General features: G+C 60.1%; 14 protein-coding genes. 4 read left to right on the forward strand and 10 right to left on the reverse strand.

Going from position 1 to position 15589, the window contains the following annotated elements; genetic code table 11:
- Positions 1-104: 104 nt before the first annotated feature.
- From E1K68_RS12805 to E1K68_RS12835, 7 genes are all read right to left on the reverse strand, one after another.
- Positions 105-1412, reverse strand: coding sequence for a hypothetical protein (locus E1K68_RS12805; RefSeq protein ID WP_003190888.1), 1308 nt, complete (start codon positions 1410-1412; stop codon positions 105-107).
- Between the two features lie 49 nt (positions 1413-1461).
- Positions 1462-2205: a hypothetical protein gene (locus E1K68_RS12810; RefSeq protein ID WP_003190890.1), complete on the reverse strand. Its 744-nt coding sequence runs from the start codon at positions 2203-2205 to the stop codon at positions 1462-1464.
- 37 nt (positions 2206-2242) lie between these two features.
- Positions 2243-2923, reverse strand: coding sequence for a C39 family peptidase (locus E1K68_RS12815; protein ID WP_019817800.1), 681 nt, complete (start codon positions 2921-2923; stop codon positions 2243-2245).
- Between the two features lie 61 nt (positions 2924-2984).
- Entirely contained in the window at positions 2985-3719 is a 735-nt protein-coding gene (locus E1K68_RS12820) for a hypothetical protein (RefSeq protein WP_003190893.1), read from the reverse strand.
- A gap of 68 nt (positions 3720-3787) precedes the next feature.
- Positions 3788-4339, reverse strand: coding sequence for a hypothetical protein (locus E1K68_RS12825; RefSeq protein ID WP_003190894.1), 552 nt, complete (start codon positions 4337-4339; stop codon positions 3788-3790).
- Positions 4339-4797, reverse strand: coding sequence for a hypothetical protein (locus tag E1K68_RS12830; protein ID WP_003190896.1), 459 nt, complete (start codon positions 4795-4797; stop codon positions 4339-4341). The genes E1K68_RS12825 and E1K68_RS12830 overlap by 1 nt, the downstream gene beginning before the upstream one ends.
- Positions 4798-5111: 314 nt before the next feature.
- A complete protein-coding gene (locus E1K68_RS12835; RefSeq protein ID WP_212614178.1) occupies positions 5112-6110 on the reverse strand; it encodes a FecR family protein in 999 nt (332 codons plus the stop codon).
- A gap of 148 nt (positions 6111-6258) precedes the next feature.
- On the opposite strand from E1K68_RS12835, the gene E1K68_RS12840 reads away from it, so the two are divergent.
- Positions 6259-6528: a PepSY domain-containing protein gene (locus E1K68_RS12840; RefSeq protein ID WP_003190899.1), complete on the forward strand. Its 270-nt coding sequence runs from the start codon at positions 6259-6261 to the stop codon at positions 6526-6528.
- A 19-nt stretch (positions 6529-6547) separates the two neighbouring features.
- On the opposite strand, the gene E1K68_RS12845 is transcribed toward E1K68_RS12840, so the two are convergent.
- On the reverse strand, positions 6548-11689 hold the full coding sequence (locus E1K68_RS12845; RefSeq protein WP_212614179.1) for a DUF6543 domain-containing protein: 5142 nt from the start codon (positions 11687-11689) through the stop codon (positions 6548-6550).
- A gap of 170 nt (positions 11690-11859) precedes the next feature.
- Between E1K68_RS12845 and E1K68_RS12850 the strand changes: the two genes are divergently transcribed.
- Positions 11860-12897 carry an Ldh family oxidoreductase gene (locus E1K68_RS12850; RefSeq protein WP_003190901.1) on the forward strand — a complete coding sequence of 346 codons (1038 nt, stop codon included), beginning with the start codon at positions 11860-11862 and terminating at the stop codon, positions 12895-12897.
- A 33-nt stretch (positions 12898-12930) separates the two neighbouring features.
- On the opposite strand, the gene E1K68_RS12855 is transcribed toward E1K68_RS12850, so the two are convergent.
- Positions 12931-13251, reverse strand: a complete 321-nt coding sequence (locus E1K68_RS12855) for a DUF883 family protein (RefSeq protein ID WP_019817806.1) — start codon at positions 13249-13251, stop codon at positions 12931-12933.
- Between the two features lie 164 nt (positions 13252-13415).
- Between E1K68_RS12855 and E1K68_RS12860 the strand changes: the two genes are divergently transcribed.
- Entirely contained in the window at positions 13416-13670 is a 255-nt protein-coding gene (locus E1K68_RS12860) for a hypothetical protein (protein ID WP_003190904.1), read from the forward strand.
- Here the strand turns inward: E1K68_RS12860 and E1K68_RS12865 are convergent.
- Positions 13642-14562 (reverse strand): LysR family transcriptional regulator, encoded by a 921-nt coding sequence (locus E1K68_RS12865; protein ID WP_034135473.1) that lies wholly within the window; start codon positions 14560-14562, stop codon positions 13642-13644. The genes E1K68_RS12860 and E1K68_RS12865 overlap by 29 nt on opposite strands.
- Positions 14563-14653: 91 nt before the next feature.
- Between E1K68_RS12865 and E1K68_RS12870 the strand changes: the two genes are divergently transcribed.
- On the forward strand, positions 14654-15580 hold the full coding sequence (locus E1K68_RS12870) for a carbon-nitrogen hydrolase family protein (protein WP_212614180.1): 927 nt from the start codon (positions 14654-14656) through the stop codon (positions 15578-15580).
- Positions 15581-15589 lie beyond the last annotated feature (9 nt).

Raw genomic sequence — 15589 nt, forward strand, 5'->3', positions numbered from 1 at the left:
GATTCTGTGGGCAATGCATGGCCAATGTGGGAGCTGGCTTGCCTGCGAAAGCGGTAGTGCAGTCACAGATGCAGCAACTGACACAACGCCTGCGGGCAAGCCAATCAGAAGTAATATGGGAATTTCAGGCTGAACGTAAAGTCCGGCGCATCATCGGTCATCCCAATCGCCAGGTTCGGCACGATGGTCAGGTTATCCGAGGCGGCAATGGTCATGCCCACGTTGAAATAACCGGCGTTGGCATCGCTGGACACCACCGATTGCCAGTCGCCGCCATCCGGCTTGAGCTTGCTCTTGCGTTGCACCAGGTCGGACACCGAGAACGACATGCTCATCTTCTCGTTCAAGGCAAACGCTACGCCGACCCCGAACTGGAAGCTGTCGCCCAGGCGCACCTTGCCTCCCACCTTCTGATTGACTTCACTGCTGATGTCATCGAAAGAGTCTTCAAAGTTGTGGGTGTACGACAACGAACCGAACAACACGGCCGGGTCGAAGGTCTTGACCAGGGAGATGCCCGGTGTAACAGACCAGACCCCGTTGCCCGTCGGCAGGCTTTCGGGCACGTAGAGGTTGTCGTTGTTCGGTTGCTTGACCAGTTTGATGCCGAAAGGCTCCTTGCCCGTCGGTGCCTTGACGCGCACGGACACCACCGCATCCGGCAAGGTCGGGGTTTCGTCGAGGAACTTGTAGGCCACGCCAAAGTTGACATCGCCGATGGTCGGGTCGCGGGTCACGGAGCCTTCGGAGGTGGCCGTGGCGTCGTTGCCGGCGCCGCCCGACTGGTAGGTGGACTCGCGGTACACCACCGGCACGTTCAGGTCGAACTGCCAGCGGTTGTCGACGTTGTAGCGCCCGGTGAGGTCCAGGGTCCAGCTGTCGGACTTGATCCGGTCCAGGTTGATGTTGCCCAGGAAGATCGAGTCCAGCGCCAGGAAACCATTGAGCGTCAACTGGCGCGCGTCATAACGGGCATACGTGATGCCGGTTTCCACGCTGAACTTGCCGTTGCCGAAAAAGCCGCTGGCTTCGTTGTACAGGTTGCTCACACTTTGCGCAGGGGCCGAGTCGTCCTTGAGGGCCTGGCCGTAGGAGCTGCCACCTCCGCCAGCGCCTCCGGACGCCGCGGCTGCGCCCGTACCGCTGGCCGCGACAGCGTTAGCGCCGTTCTTGAAGTCGGCAGGTGATTTAGCCAGGCGCCTGGGGGCAGGCGTTGCCGGTTGGTCCTCGACCTGGCGCACACGTTGCTCCAGCACCGCCAGGGCTTTTTGCTGCACGTCGTAACGTTGCTTGAGTTCCAGCAGTTCCTTCTTCAGGGTTTCGATGTCAGCGTCTGGCGCGGCATACAGTACGGATGCGGGCAAGAGCGTACTCAAACAAACCACCGCACGTAGCGATAACGATCGATGCATGAAATAAGCCGTCCTTTTCTAATGCGTAAGTGTCGAGGGTCAGCGTAGTTCAATAACCGAGCGTGCGTAGGCCTTTAAGTTGATCCAGGTTGCAGTTCAACGCGGCGTTGTTCAGCCCGTTATTGTTCATCACAACATTGATCTGGGTGATGTTTCTGACAAGGTTGCTATCGCCGGTCAAAACCGTGCCCTGCAGCACGTTCCCCGCGCCGATCTGTTGCAGGCTGTTGCCCTGGTTGTGATTGGCCTGGATGGCCATCTGCACGCCGGCATTGTTTGCCGAAACGCTGACACGGCCCGCGGCGCTGTCGCCGGTCACTGTGCCGCCAGCCACCAGCACCTGGCCGGACTGCAGGTTATTGGCGGGGGTAACCCCATTCTCGACGTTGATGCCCACATTGTTGTAGGCGGCGTTGCCATCGCCGGCGGTGCGTACACTTTGGGTCACGCCCTGGCCGCTGCCGAGGCCGGCACCCCCGACCACATTGCCGGTGCCCGTGTTGGGAGGGGTACCGGTACCGGTCGAGCCGGTGGTTTGCACATAGAACTGAGGAGTAATGGTGGTTTTATCGATCTGCATGTTGGCCGTGCCGGTGATGTTGCTACCTTCGGCATTGGTCCAGGTGCTGCTCATGACAATGCCAAAGCTGATGATGCGCCCCGGCATCACGTAACGGCCACGCAGCTCGGCCATTTCGGCGTCCTTGAGTTCGATGGGCTTGAACCCCGAGGACGCATAAGCAGGCATTGAGGCGGCCAGACACAAGACCGTCAGCCAACGGGAAGTGTTCATCTGCTGCTCCTGGGGCGTCCTGCCCCTTATTGCGCTTCTAGAAGAAGTCGCTCTGGATAAAACCGAAATCCATCAGCTCGGCATCGCCCACGGGCCGGAACTCATTCATCTGGCTCTTGGCGGTCAGCGGCAGGGGCGGGTCGAGCAACACGTTGGCCTTGTCGTAACCCTCGCCCAGTACGGCGAAGACAATGCCATTCCAGCCTTTGACGAAATCGTCATGGGAATAGCGCTTGTGGCCCAATACGGGGTCGCCGATGTACACCCAGTCCTTGTCGGCCCGTTGCAACACCACGAAGTGCTTGTAGCCGCGGATTTCCAGCAGCACCACCACGGGGATTTTCACGGTCAGCAGGGTCTCGGGCGCGATCTTGTAGCCCCGGGCACGCATGCCGATGCTTTCGAGGTAGCGCTTCATATCCAGCATGGAAAAGCCCTGGGTTCGTACCAGGTCCTGGTCGGCAGTGACCAGCATGCCTTTGATGATGTGTGCTTCGTCGACGTCCAGCCAATAGGCCTGGCGCAGGATGGTGGCGAGTGCCGCGGCACCGCAGCTGAAATCGGTTTTCTGTTCCACCAGGTTGGCGAACCGGCGCTCGCGAATACTCTCGACCTTCTTGAAAATCACCGCACCGCCGGGCATGGCGGAAATCGCCATGGTGCCTGCCCAGGTCGTGCCGGTGAGCAACATCAAGAGGGTAAGGGTCGCGATACGCATGATCGAATGACCTGTTGGACACTGGAATAAAAAAGGGCCTTGTCGCCAAGGCCCCGTTGGATCAGAAGCGCACGCCGCTGGCGCAGACGCTGCAACCTTGGCCGATCGACAGGCTGTTGCTGCCTTGGTTGCCCGCACCCGATTGCAGGTTGACACCTACGTTGCCGGAGTTGCGGTTAACCGAGTTGTCGAGGCTTGCGTTGTTGGACACGTACTGAGGCTTGCCATAACCATGGCTGCTGGCGGCCGTGTTCAGGTAGCTGTTGTTGAGAGAGTTCTGCTCGGTGTTGGAGGCCGCTGCGATGTTCTTGCCGTCAGCGGTGGTGATGGCCAGGTTGTTTTTACCCTGGTTGCCCTGGCCGGCCTGGCCGTTGTAACCCACGTTGCCGGAGTTGCCGGTGATGGAGCCGTCCAGGGAGGCGTTGTTTTGCGTGCCTTTATTGACGAAGTTGTTATGCGAGCTGCCTTGGTCGACATCAATCACGGCAAACACGGTGGCGAAGTCGCCTTTGGCACTGGAGATGGCGCCGGCGTTGTCAGCCTGGTTGCCGGAACCTGATTGTGCGTTGACCCCGACATTACCGCTGTTGCTATTTACCGAGTTGTCGGCTGATGCGTTGTTCTCGGTGTTGGTGTCGTCGAATTTGTTGTGTTCGCTTTTTTGCACATCGGTGACGACAGCGGCCACGGTACCGGTGGGTTGTGGGGTTGGATGCCAGCCACCCGCTTGAGCAGCAGCAGCCATGAGTGCGGCGAGAGCGAAAACCATTGGTTTCAGAGCCATTTGAGGTTTCATGGTGTTTCTCCTTGCTTCTAATTAGTTGGTTAAGTGTTGGTACGGTCTAACGAACGTCTACCAAGCGGTTACTTGATAGTGATGCCCAGGGTGTTAGCCACTCGGTTCCCCACCCCGGCACTCTGGTTCACCTGTGTCACTCCTCGGCTGCCGGTGAAGGCCTGGTCGCTGGTCACGACCTGGCGGCTGCCAGTGGTGGGGGTGAGCCCTGAGTCGGTTGCCAGCGTCGTCGTGTTCTGTTGCAACAGGACGCTGTCATCGATGCTCTGCGGGCCAGGGTTGAGGCTGATCCGCACAGCGTTGATGGATTGGTTATTGGCCCCGGCCGCCTGGTTGATGCCCAGCACACCGTTGCCACTGCTGAATGAGTTGCCCTGGATCGCTGCCTTGGCGTTCAGGGACGGGTCGACCTTGCCGTCGACGCGCTGAATGTCGACGTTGGTGGCCTGACCACCGAGCGCGATGGCGCGACTGTTGGACATTTGTTGCTGGTTGCCGGCGGCCTGGTTGACCGACAGCACACCGTCGTACTGCTGGCCGCTGTTGTTGATCACGGCAGTGTTGTCGGCCATGGCCGTGGCGCTGCCCAGCAGGGCGACTATCAACAGGGCGCGCTTCATCACTTGCCCCCCATCATGCTGCCGAGATTGTTGAGCGGCGCCATGCCACGCTGGATCGAGTCGCTGATCTGCCCGCCCATGCTGCTGCCGCTGCCCGCACCGTGGCCGGCCGCTGCGCCAGCGCCAATTGTCGACATGCTGTTTTGGGTGGCGCCCAGGCCCGACAAGCTGCCATTGGGCTGAAGGGTGCGGGCAAGGCTGGAACCACTGCTGATGCCGCCAATGTCCCTGTCGCTGAGTTCGCCGGTCAGGGCGCTGTTGATCTCTTTGCTGGGGTTGGCATTGGCCGTGTTGGGGTAGGGGTCGGGCAGCGAGGTACGCCCATACATATGGCCCTGCACGGTGCGCCCGGTCACGATCACGCCGTCACCCGCCTGGCTCGTCAGGCTGACACCGGCACTGAGCACACAGCTGATCAGAAGTACGTTTATCGACGAGGCGTGTGTGAGTGTGTTCACGGCGGCAGTCCTTATTCTTCACGCTGACCCTAAACAGCGTTATCAGGGAAGGAGCAGGAGGCGTGCCGCTTTTTATTAGATGTTGTTATTCAAGGGGTTGGGCTTAAGTCGAGGCAAAGTGATGGCAACTCTGTTTCAGCTTTGAAACAGCCCTGAGCGCTTGAGATATGCCTGTACTCACCTCACGCTGTCTCAGCGATGTAACACTTCCTGTGACAGAACCATGAATCCGCACACGGCGTGCGATGCAGGCGAGGCAGGTGTTTCAAAAATGGACACCCGCGGCCCAAACGTACCCGTTCGTGCGAGCGGGCTCAGCCCTTGGGAGTTTTACGCGGAATGGAATTGAGCACCGGGTTGCCGTCCTGGTTTTGGGTCAGGTAGACCGGCAACACCTTGGGCAGGGAGGGCACGAGGTTGTTGACCTCGTTGATGTTGTAGATACCGCCGATGCGAATCGCGCCAGTACTGGCGTCGGCGAGCATCACCGGCTTTTTCAGGTAGCGGTTGATCAGGGGCAGGGCGTCCGTCAGGGTCAGGTTGTCGAGCACCAGTTTGCCCTGGCGCCATGCCAGCGCAGTGTCATCGGGATTAATAGCGGCGACCTGCGGGGTGGCGTCACCCTGGCGGAAACTGGCTTGCATGCCAGGGCTCAGCGGCACACTGGCATGCTCGCCGTCGCTGGAAATCTGCACTGAGCCCTCCAGTAACAGCACCCGCACCTGGTCTTCATATTCCCAGACATTGAACTGCGTGCCGGTCACTCGCACCTGGCCTTCGCCGGCCCGTACGATAAACGGGTGGTTACTGTCGTGGGCGACCTTGAAGAACGCTTCGCCCTTTTTCAAGGTGACCCGGCGCTGGTCCTTGTAGTGGCTGTAGACCAACTCGGTGCCCAGGTTCAACTCCACTTGGCTGCCATCGCCCAAGGTGACTTTTTTCAAGCCATTGGCGGCTTCGAAGCGTTCATAGGAACTGGGCAACCAGCCCGCTTCCCAGCCGGTGAAGGCGGCAAGCGGCAATGCCGCCAGGCACACCGCTGCGGCTACCGCGTAGGTACGCAGGCGGCTGCGCGGCTTCTTGAGGGGCACCACCACCGCGTCAGGCTTTTCGCGAGGCAGAAGATCGGCCACGTCCCAGATCTCGAGCATGGCCGCATATTCGAAGGCGTGCAGCGGATGAGCATCGTGCCACTGGGTAAAAGCCTGACGTTCGCCCGCTGTGCAATCTGCAGCATGCAGGCGCATGCACCAATGCGCGGCGGCGTCGGTGATGGCGTCATATTCGGTTTCTGAAAGGGGCTTTTCGCTCATTAACTCATCCTGATTTCCCACATTCTAACCTCCCAAGGTAGACGGCGAGAACCGCATCATGGCGATTGCACATCAATTGGAACTTATTCTTGTTTGCGTGCGCCTAAAAAATCAGGAATTAACCTGTCGTCCACTATGGAGTACGAAAATGTTGAAGAAAACCTTGATCGCCCTGTGTGCTACTTCCGCGCTGTTGAGCGCTGGCGCCGCCATGGCCGACAAGCCGGGTGCAGGCTGGATCACCATTGAAAAAGCCATCGAGGTGGCGAAAACCAAGGCCGGCTACGTTGAAGTCTACGCCGCTGAAGCCGATGACAATGGCTATTGGGAAGTCAAAGGCCGCAAATCCGATGGCACCGTATATGAAGCCCGCATCGATGGCGCTTCTGGCAATGTGCTGCGTGACCAGAAAGACTGATGTTCCTGCCGGGGGCCGCTCAGGCTCCCGGCTCCAGGTAGCGCCCAAGGTGGGTGATCAGGTATGTCACTGAGTCTGCGTTGGCCAGGATGGTATCAATGCGTTTGTCAGGTACCGACATGAAGATGACCCTGGCGTCCTGCAAGGTCTTGGCGCCCGTCGCCTTGAAAATTTTCTTTTCAGTTGCCGAGCCTGGCTGGAAATCCTCCCACAGCTCGGTGAGACTGTCTTGAGTCTTGAACAGCATGGTTGCAGGCGTCATCGTCGATAACGCCGTGCTGCGCAGATCTTCCAGGGTGGTTTTAAGCACTGCGGCGCCGGGCCTTTGGATATTGATCAAGTCCGGGAAGGGCCGCATGCTGTCCAGGTAGGCGATGTCTACGGTGTCCAGCTTCAAGTGCGTCAATTCGTGAATCAGCGTACTGGCCCTGGCGTGCGTCGATATGTTGAAGGCCACATTTTCCAGCAAGCGGTTCTGATAAACGTCCAGATTGGGGTCGAAGAAGCGGCTCAGCAGATACAGTTTTCGCTCTCTGTCGGCGGGAATCATGAACGCATAATCCGATGCGGGATCCTGTCGGCTGGTGCCCACCACAAAACGCATGGAATTTGGACCGGTCAAGCTGGGGTCGGTGAGCTCATTGATTATCTCGTCGATTATTTTGGTGACTTTCGAAACCTGGTCCGGCGTCAGGGTGACGACACCGAACATTTCTCCCAAAAAGCGCCCAACCCGGCTGTTCGGGTCGCGTTGTGTGGCGAATTGCGCGACGTTGCGGCGGCAGTTCAGCGCGTAATAAGTCGCAAAGTTCAGCGCTTCGGTGATGGCTTGGGCTTTCCAGTAGGTCAACGCACCGATATCGCGGATGCCCACCGCTTCAATATTGATATCCCGTGCTTCGTTTCGCCATGTCTTGAGGTATGACTGAGCCCTGCCGAAGCGCGGCTCTTGGTCGCCCAGCTCCAGTACCCATATGCCCTGCGTATTGCGACCGATGTACGGCCCAACCTGCTCATCGTTGGCGAGGCGCCAGCGTTGTGCGGCTTTCTTGACGCTATACACCTTGCCGGCCAGCGGCACGTAGTATTTCGAGGCTTTGCGGTCTTCATACACCTGGCTGAGCCTGCTTTTTTTCAGGTCTTGCAATGCCACATCCTGTGCCTCGAACGGCTGCAGCCGGGTGCGCGAAGGGCTGGTGATATGCCAGGTGTCGAGGGTGGTGGCGGCGGGCAGTGACGTGTCTGTCAGCTCGGCCAGCGAGCGCTCCTTTTCGGTGGGCGGTGCAAGGGCGGTGCCGTCCAGCGCACTGCGCAGGGCGGCCATCTGCGCCACGCCCCTGACGAAATCCTTGAGCGCAGCCTTCCACTGGTGCAGTTGCAAGGCGTCGGCCGAGCGCTTGAATAAGGTGTAGCTGCGCCATACCACCAGCGGGTAGGCGAGTTTGCCCGCCATGAACTGTACCGCCGTGGGGATTTCCTTGCCGAACAAGCGGGTCGCATGGTCCCACAAGGTCTTGGCGCCTTCTTCGAATTGGCTTCCCAGCAACTTGAGCAACATCAATGTATTTTCACTGAACAGGTAATGCAGCACATTGCCCGCCACTGGCGATGCGGCCAGGCTGATATCGGAGGGGCGATGGCGACTGTCTTTGAGCAAGTGGCGGTAAGTGGCCTGGTGCGGATCTTCCAGGTGCATAAGCACCCAGTCCTGCAGTGCGCCCGGCCTTTGTATCTCATCGAGCAGGGCCGTTTCATCCGTATATTCCTTGAACACATGTTGTTCGCTGTACGGCGCGTAAAGCACCCATGGTCCATCGCCGGGACTCTGCGGGCCGATCAGGTACACGCCCAGCACTTTGGCGGTACTGGCGCCTTCGGTGGCGATCAGTTCCAGCGGTCGAATCATCGCCGTGGCGCCACTGAGTGAGGCGCGGGCCACGGCGTCCGGCATATCGAAAATCTGTTGCACCAGGCTTAACGCCTGGGTGGAAAGGCGTTCCTGCAAGCTGTGTTCGTGGGCGCACTGCAACGCTTGCCAAGGCAATTGGCGGCAAAACAGGCGTCTGCGTTGGCGCGCATCGTCGGTTTTTGTTTCAAGCTGGCTTCGCACCCGTTGTTGATAAGCACTTTTGAGGTCCAGCTGTCGCACCATTTGTATCACCGCACTGGCGTCCAGGGCTTTTGGTAATGGCTTGGCGGTGCGTGAGCGCGGGCGGATGTGTTGCGCCGTCAGGTTTGGCCAGTGCCGCAAGGCAAAGTCGGTCAGGTTGTCGACATTCACATCGAGCACCGCATGGGTGGGGATCAGGATGTCATCGGGGTTGAGCCCCTTGCCGGGAAAGCGCGCCTCAAGCAGCGCCGTCAGCGTGGTTAAGGCATACGCGCGGATGGGTTGGATGTCATGCAGGTAGTCGTGCTCCTCGCCGGCGTTGTTGCAGTACTGCTCCAGAAGCTCGGCCTGGTGGATTTGCTCCTGAGGCGGCGCCATGCCGAGCCACACCGGCAGTGCCTGCTGGTTGACCATGGCATCGGCCAGCGTGATCGCCCTGCCAAGGTTGGTGGGCGGCGGCTGTTCGATGACGGCGTCCAACCGGTCTTGCAAGGCGCGGGCCCCAAGGCCCATGGATAGCAAGTGATCAACGCCCGCCATGACCGCGTCGTTGTAGCTGTTTACTCGGTCATTCAAAAGGTCCTGATCGATACGTTGCAGCGGCCCCTGGCGAAAGGCCTGATGGGGCTCGCGCAAGCAGAACGGCAGGTTCTCCAGCAGGCTCAAGCTGTTGAGCGGGTGCGCCAGGCGTTGGGTGATTTCATCGCGCAGGTCGCTGACGCAGGCAAAGACTTCGTAGCCCAGGCGCGGGGTCCAGAGCAGCGCCTGGCCCGAGCGCTGCGGGTCGAGACCGCCGCGCTCAGTGATGACAAAAATATTGGCCAGCGGTTGTGGCGTATCGACGGCGTTCAGGTCCAGCGTCAAGCCATAGGCATCCGGCAAAAAACCGTTAAGGCCATGGCGGGTCAAGCGCGACAGACTGTCGGGCTGAAGTAGCGTGTCGAGAATGGCCTGGCTTGTGGGCGCCAGGGTTTTATCCAGCGACCTCAGCTCGGCTTCGCTGCGTAACCCCACCAGCATCGAGTGGGCGTGTTTGGCGTGAGTCTTGACCAGAAACTCATGGGGTTGCTGGCGCATGGCGTGCTTGGAAAACAGCAGCAGGACGCGCTCGATGACGGTGTTGAACGTCTTGAGCGTCATGCTTGGCAATTGCACGAAGACATTGCCTTCGCCCCGCGTATAGAACTTCGTCCTGGACGAGAAGGGCACCGCAGGCGCCTCTTGGGCCAGACGTTCAATGAAGTGCTCAAGCATGCTCAATGACTGCACTGTCGCACGCTCTTCACGCTCCTGGGCACGCGTGGCGTAGGTATTGATAAACACCTCTTCGGCTTTGACTGACTGTTGCTGCAGTTGCAGTTCAGCGTTGAGCGTGTCAGCGACGATGCTACGTAAGGTCGGGTGGTGCGCGCGCTCCATCGCCAGCGCACGCTCAATCGCCCGCAGGTTCTGAAGCTGCAGCCGGGCGCGCTCGGCCTTGACGGTCGTAGGGCGGCCATTACCACGGGTGACCGGATGCAAGGTCCAGCGCCCGTTGGTCTCTAGTGTGGCCAGTTGATTGTCCAGCAAGGCACGTACGTCCAGGGCACTGTCCAGCAGGGCTGTGAGGTCCACTTGGCCATCGCTGCGCCGGTAGATTTCCAGGGCGTGGTTAAGGTTGTCCGTTTGCTTGCGCGCAATGTCTTGTACCAAGGTCACGAACACATTGCCGGGTATCGGCCTTGCCGCGATGGTGATCGGGTCCAGGCCGAGCAGCGTGTCGCGCTCATCCAATGAGAGGAAGTTGAGCCATTCGTCCTCGTAGCCTTCGGCCTTGAGCATGCTCAGTAACCGGTCTTTGAGGTCGTCGAGGTTTTCCAGCACCTGTAACCCGCGCGATTGGGTGTAGAGGTACGCGTGGTGCTCGGTGATCATCAAGGTGCTCGCTGGTTCAACGTAATGTTGATGAGGGGCATAAAGGCGCACCTTTTCCACGCTGAGGTTTTCGGCATGGGCGCTGCGGGCGCTTTGGTCGCTGAGGAACAGGGCCTGAAGTGCGTGGCTTTCCTCGGCGGTAATAATCTCGCCCTGGCGCTTGAGCAACACATCGAGGCGAAACTTCTGCGCCACGCCTTGAGCAAAAAAATCCACGCGCGAGGTGCCGCTGTCGATATCTTCATTCCAGTAGGTCTGCAACAGGCTTTCCAACAGCTTCGAGAAAGTACTGGAGCTTTGTTCGATCAAGGCCTCCCAACGCCGGTGATCTTCTTCCTGTTCGGAGGCAGTGAAGCCAGTGGTGTCATGTTTTGGGTTCGAGTATTCGCGTATCTGCCCTTTGGGCCACCTGTGACGCACATAAAATTGCAGCAGCGCTTCGCTCAAGGTCTGCGAGTTGACCCAACGTGGCGTTGCTTGCTCAGCTTCGCGGGTTAAGACATTGACCCGTGTGTCCCGTTGATCCAGGTGTTTGAAATGGGGGCGGGCCATGACGCTCAGCAGCGTGTCGAGCATGTCAGGCAAGGTCGGGGTTTTTTGCAGGTGGACGAGCATGGCCTTGACGTTATCCAGCTGGCAGGCCTGGAGCATGCGTGCTTGCTCCGGCATGACTTCACCTTCGATGAGCTGAGTGGTCAACACCATGGGCGTTTCAGCGCCCAGCGCATTGCGTTGGTCCATCGACAGGTAGCTCAGCAAAGGGGCGCTCTGCAGTGGGTCTTCCAATTGCTCGATCAATTCGCTCAGCAGGGCAGCGTGGCTGTCATAGACCTGTATGCCGTTATCCGGGGTGTAGAGCAATGCCTTGGCGGCGTCGGGTGTCGGGCTGATCGCGAACGCGCCGGCAAGGGGAATGGGGGGCTTGCCGGAAATGTTGATCAGGACCTTTTCAACACGCATGGGGTGATCATGCCGGCTTGTGTCCTGCCGAGACTCGTCGGTAGCCAGGTAAAGGTTGTACAGCCAATCAAGGTCTTTGGCGGTGAGCCCCAGCGTACGTTCACGAGCAGTGGGCGAGGCTTTGCCTTGGGGTTTGAGAAACTCAGGGAAGAAATACGGGGGCGTTAAGCGAACCACAGCCTGTCTCCGGCGTGCCAGGAAAAGCACAGGGTAGGCAGGCGTCCGTGGTGCAAGGCGGTAAATATTCAGCGCTGCGCACGTTGACAACGCAGAGCGTGCGTGGTGTTTAATCGAGGGTCTGGATGTCCCATTCGTTGCCCCTTCCAATCATAAAAACGGAGCTTCAAATGTCTGCGCAGTCCCCGACAGTTGCCACCGCTTGTGCCTCGATCCGCTTCGCTGAACTGGAGGAGTTACTTCATCAGGTGTTCGTTCGGCACGGCACATCGGCGCAGGTTGCTGCGATTCTTGCGCACAACTGCGCAAGTGCCGAGCGTGACGGTGCCCACAGTCACGGTATTTTTCGCATCCCCGGTTACCTTTCGACGCTGGCCAGTGGATGGGTCAACGGCACCGCCGTCCCCAGCGTGACCGATGTGGCCTCAGGCTTTGTGCGCGTCGATGCGGGCAATGGTTTTGCCCAGCCGGCCCTGGCGGCGGCGCGCCCGTTGCTGGTGGAGAAGGCACGCAGCGCCGGCATCGCGTTGCTGGCAATCCATAACTCCCATCACTTTGCTGCCCTGTGGCCGGACGTCGAGCCGTTTGCCGAGGAGGGGCTGGTGGCACTCAGCGTGGTCAACAGCATGACCTGCGTGGTGCCCCACGGCGCGGATCGTCCGTTGTTCGGCACCAACCCCATCGCGTTTGCGGCGCCCCGGGCCGACGGTGCGCCGATTGTGTTTGACCTGGCCACCAGCGCCATCGCCCATGGCGACGTGCAAATCGCCGCGCGCAAAGGCGAGCGGTTGTCACCGGGCATGGGCGTCGATAGCCTCGGGCAGCCGACCCAGGACCCTAAAGCCATTCTGGAAGGCGGCGCACTGTTGCCATTTGGCGGGCACAAGGGTTCGGCACTGTCGATGATGGTGGAGTTGCTGGCGGCAGCGTTGACGGGCGGCAACTTCTCTTTTGAATTCGATTGGACGGACCACCCAGGTGCGCGCACGCCGTGGACAGGCCAGCTTCTGATCGTGATCGACCCGAGTAAAACCGCTGGGCAAAGCTTCGCCCAACGCAGCCAGGAGCTGGTGCGGCAGATGCATGCGGCGGGGTTGCGTCGATTGCCGGGGGACCGACGCCATCGTACGCGGGCGAAGTCGCAGGAAACCGGGATCGAACTGGACGCGCAGGCGTTGCGCGAGTTGAGGGCGTTGGCGGCGGGGTGAAACAGGCTGCGCGGGGGGCGCAGCCTGAATGGATCAGTTACGGCGACCCAGCAACAGGCCGACCACCAGGCCAAAGCCTGCGGAAATGGCCACGGTCTGCCATGGGTGCCCACCGATGTAAGTCTCGGTGGCATCCACGACCGGCTTGCTGCGTTCACGCACATTGGACACCGATTCCAGGGCTTGCTTGAGTTTGATGGCAACCTGCTCGCGCAGGGTTTCACCTTCCTCGCCCACCAGGGATGCGCTGCTTTTGAGCAGTTTGTCCGACTCTTCGATCAACGCGCTCAGTTCGCTGAACGCTTGGTCCTTGATTTGATCTTCGACAGCTTGGGCGGCGGTTTTGCGGGCCATTGAGTGACTCCTTGCAGGTGGATGTGGCAGTGAACAATGGAGTATCGGGGGGAGGCAAAAGTTGCAGTTTTTTTCCCCATGCGCTCATCCGAGGCAAAATCCGGATCGGGAACGTTGGGCCTACAGTGTAAGATGTCACCTATTTGTGCAGCAGGTAATTCAACATGAGCTTCAATCTCGCCAACAAGACCCTCGCCGAACGCGCCGAGCTGGAAGATGAAAAGTCGCGCCTCTACGACCTGTGGCAAACCAACCTGGGCAAGGCCAAGGGCGAAGCCGCACGCTTGTTCGGTGAGCGCGCCAAGCGCAAGGGCAAGTGGGCCGAATGGGTACGTGCCGAACTCGACGGCATGTCGCCGCCGGAGTTTTCCAACATGGTGCGCAGTGAAGTCAACAAGCTGATGGCGGCGGCGAAGTAAAGCACGCCACAATCGCTTCGCGCACCTTGAGCAGCAACGGGTCCAGCTGAGCTTGGGTACGCCAGCCCAACTCCACCGGGTAATGCGGCAGCGCCAGCGGGCAGGGCAGCACGCGCAGGCCGGTCATTTGCGCAATGGCGTGGGCCGCATGCCCGGGAATGGTTGCTACTGCGGTGCTGCCTTTGAGCAGATACGGCAGCGCGGCAAAGTGGCTGGTGGACGCGCAGACGTGGCGGCGCAACCCGTGCGCCGCCAAGCCTTCATCGGTAATGCCGATAAACCCGCCTGACGACACCAGTACATGCTCGCGTGTGACAAACCCCTGCAGGTCGATGACCTCCTGGCCCGGCGCCAGGCTATGGGGGTCTACCAGGCAACGATAGTCACCTTCCCCCAGCACCTGTCGGCTCAGCCGGCGCTCGGTAAAACCGCCGGCGGTGATGGCCAGGTCCAGCGTGCGGTCGAGCAGGGCGGCGGCGACGATCTGGCTGTAGGTCTGGCGAAAGATCACCCGTAACTTGGGCAGGCGCAGTGCGATGGCCTCCATCAGGCTTCGGCCATAGGCAATCTCGAAGTCATCCGACAGCCCCAGCACCACCGAGCGCCCCTCGTAGTGCAGGTTTTGAGGGCTGATCATCGCCAGGCTCTGGCGGCAGCGATCCAATGCCTCACTGATCACCGGTTTCAACTGGTTGGCCCGCAATGTGGGCGCCAGGCCGCGTCCGGTGCGCACGAACAAAGGGTCGCCGTACAGCTCACGCAAGCGCCGCAAGCCCGCGCTGATCGCCGACTGCGTCACACCCAGGCGCAGCGCCGCACGGCTGGCACTGGACTCGTCGTGCAGGGCTTCGAAGGTTTTGAGCAGGTTCAGGTCAACCTGGGCGATATTCATTTGGCTCATATCATTTAGCACTGAGGTGGGCTTTATTCATGATCGAGTCTGGCCGGAGAATAGGCAACCCCTATCTATCGGAGTGAGCCCGATGCCTGTATCGACTGTCGCAGCCTTGCAAATCGGCGCCTTGCCTGGCGGCAAGGCTGACACCCTGGCGCAGATCCTGGCCTATGAGGAGCAAATCCAGCGCAGTGGCGCACACTTGGTGGTTATGCCCGAGGCGTTGCTGGGCGGCTATCCCAAGGGCGAAAGCTTTGGCACGCAATTGGGGTATCGTCTGCCCGAAGGCCGGGAAGCCTTTGCGCGGTATTTTGCCAATGCCATCGACGTACCGGGGCCGGAGACCGAGGCGCTGGCCGGGTTGTCGGCGCGTACCGGTGCCAGCCTAGTGCTGGGCGTCATCGAACGCAGTGGCAGTACGCTGTATTGCACAGTGTTGTATTTCGAACCCTCGGGCGGCCTGGTGGCCAAGCATCGCAAGCTGATGCCGACCGGCACCGAGCGGCTGATCTGGGGCAAGGGCGACGGCTCGACCCTGCCGGTGATTGACACCGCGGTTGGGCGTATCGGCGGCGCGGTGTGCTGGGAAAACATGATGCCGTTGCTGCGCACCGCGATGTACGCCAAGGGCGTCCAGGTGTGGTGTGCACCCACCGTGGACGAGCGCGACATGTGGCAGGTGAGCATGCGCCATATTGCCCATGAAGGGCGTTGCTTTGTGGTCAGCGCCTGCCAGGTGCAGGCATCGCCTGAAGCCTTGGGTGTGGAGGTTGCCAACTGGCCGGTGGACCGTCCGTTGATTGCCGGCGGCAGCGTGATCGTTGGACCCATGGGCGATATTCTGGCGGGGCCGTTGGTGGGCGAAGCGGGTTTGTTGACGGCGCAGATCGATACTGATCAGTTGGTGCGGGCCCGCTACGACTACGACGTAGTGGGGCATTACGCCAGGCCGGATATTTTTGAATTGGTGGTCGACGAGCGCGCCAAGCCAGGCGTTCGCTATATCACTGACTGAACGCAATCA

It is taken from the genome of Pseudomonas sp. B2021 (genome assembly GCF_018135665.1).
GTDB classification, from domain to species: Bacteria; Pseudomonadota; Gammaproteobacteria; order Pseudomonadales; family Pseudomonadaceae; genus Aquipseudomonas; species Aquipseudomonas lactis.

Bases quoted from the DNA above. Each gene is read 5' to 3' on its own strand.
- E1K68_RS12840 (WP_003190899.1), top strand. From the start codon at position 6,259: ATGTTGAAGAAAACCTTGATCGCCCTGTGTGCTACTTCCGCGCTGTTG.
- E1K68_RS12855 (WP_019817806.1), bottom strand. From the start codon at position 13,251: ATGGCCCGCAAAACCGCCGCCCAAGCTGTCGAAGATCAAATCAAGGAC.
- E1K68_RS12810 (WP_003190890.1), bottom strand. From the start codon at position 2,205: ATGAACACTTCCCGTTGGCTGACGGTCTTGTGTCTGGCCGCCTCAATG.
- E1K68_RS12860 (WP_003190904.1), top strand. From the start codon at position 13,416: ATGAGCTTCAATCTCGCCAACAAGACCCTCGCCGAACGCGCCGAGCTG.
- E1K68_RS12865 (WP_034135473.1), bottom strand. From the start codon at position 14,562: ATGAATATCGCCCAGGTTGACCTGAACCTGCTCAAAACCTTCGAAGCC.
- E1K68_RS12870 (WP_212614180.1), top strand. From the start codon at position 14,654: ATGCCTGTATCGACTGTCGCAGCCTTGCAAATCGGCGCCTTGCCTGGC.
- E1K68_RS12825 (WP_003190894.1), bottom strand. From the start codon at position 4,339: ATGAAGCGCGCCCTGTTGATAGTCGCCCTGCTGGGCAGCGCCACGGCC.
- E1K68_RS12805 (WP_003190888.1), bottom strand. From the start codon at position 1,412: ATGCATCGATCGTTATCGCTACGTGCGGTGGTTTGTTTGAGTACGCTC.
- E1K68_RS12850 (WP_003190901.1), top strand. From the start codon at position 11,860: ATGTCTGCGCAGTCCCCGACAGTTGCCACCGCTTGTGCCTCGATCCGC.
- E1K68_RS12815 (WP_019817800.1), bottom strand. From the start codon at position 2,923: ATGCGTATCGCGACCCTTACCCTCTTGATGTTGCTCACCGGCACGACC.
- E1K68_RS12835 (WP_212614178.1), bottom strand. From the start codon at position 6,110: ATGAGCGAAAAGCCCCTTTCAGAAACCGAATATGACGCCATCACCGAC.
- E1K68_RS12820 (WP_003190893.1), bottom strand. From the start codon at position 3,719: ATGAAACCTCAAATGGCTCTGAAACCAATGGTTTTCGCTCTCGCCGCA.